At 58.6% G+C, this 1257-nt stretch carries 2 protein-coding genes; one reads left to right on the top strand and one right to left on the bottom strand.

The features are described from left to right. A partial coding sequence (locus tag ACR0EL_RS21630; RefSeq protein ID WP_480502236.1) for an META domain-containing protein occupies positions 1-535 on the top strand: 535 nt, incomplete at its 5' end. Here the strand turns inward: ACR0EL_RS21630 and ACR0EL_RS21625 are convergent. After that, positions 536-1257: FAD-binding protein (locus ACR0EL_RS21625; protein ID WP_480502234.1), on the bottom strand; the 722-nt coding region annotated here is incomplete at its 5' end.

Here is a 1257-nt window from a genome sequence, read left to right as displayed (position 1 = left end):
GAACGGAGTGCCCTCGGAATTTGAGCTGACTTTTGATGACGCGCTGATCCGCGAGGGTATGACCTATGCAGTACGCGGATCGATCTATCGCGGGGGTGAGCTGTTGTTTACGACGGATACGGTCCATCCCGTGCTGACCAACGGCGAAGGCAATTCGGCAGATCTTGTGCTGGTGCAGGCCGGTGCTCAGAGCCCCGCGGCCCTGGAAGGGACTGAGTGGACAGCCATCGGTATCGGTGGAACCGTGCTCGACACAAAACGGCCGCCTCAGCTTTCCTTCGCCCAAGGTGGTGCGTTCGGTGGCACGGGCGGTTGCAACCGGTTTTCCGGGCAAGCCGAGATCACCGGCAACAGCCTTGAGTTTCCAGACAATATGGCCGCGACTTTAATGGCGTGCCCGCCAGAGTTGGACGAGGTCGAGGATCAGTTCTTTGCTGCCCTGCAAAACGTGACGAACTATGCCGTTGCCGGCGACAGCATGGTTTTGCTCGATGCTGCAGGTGAGCCGATACTGAAATTCGTGCGCACTCAGTAATCAGGCCACTGCGCGGGACCTTCCTGCGTTGCGACCCGAGAAGATGCAACCGCCCAGAAACGTGCCCTCTAGCGCGTTGTACCCGTGATAGCCGCCGCCGCCAAAGCCCGCGACCTCTCCGGCTGCAAACAAGCCGGGGACGATTTGTCCATTGGCGCCGATCATCTGACTGTCCAGATTGGTCTGCAGCCCGCCCAGTGTCTTGCGGGTCAGTACGTGCAGCTTGACCGCGATTAGCGGGCCGTTTGATGGATCGAGGAACTTGTGCGGTTTGGCCGTCCGGATCAGCTTGTCGCCCCGATAATTGCGTGCCGCAAGGATGGCCATCATCTGGGCGTCTTTGGAAAACGGATTGTCGACCTGAGAATCCCGTGCCTCGATCTGGGTGCGCAGATGCGTCTCGTCTATCAGACCCCCGCCTAATTGGTTCATGCCGCTGACCAATTCAGTCAGCGTGTTGGCGACGACGAAATCCTCGCCCTTTTCCTTGAACGCCTCGACCGGCCCAGTCGCCTTGGTGCCAGACAGGATGCGCTGACGGATCACCTCTTTCCAGCTGCCCGAAGTGAAATCCGGGTTCTGCTCGGACCCCGAAAGTGCAAATTCCTTTTTGATGATCTTCTGGGTCAGAACGAACCAGCTGTATTCATATCCGGTTTTCAGGATCTCTTTCAGCGTTCCCAGCGTATCGAACCCCGGCAGGCAAGGGGGTTGTAGGCGAT

The organism is Ruegeria sp. AH12 (assembly GCF_056541465.1).
Note: the sequence above shows the minus strand (reverse complement) of the source record. Positions and strands in the feature narration are given on the sequence as shown.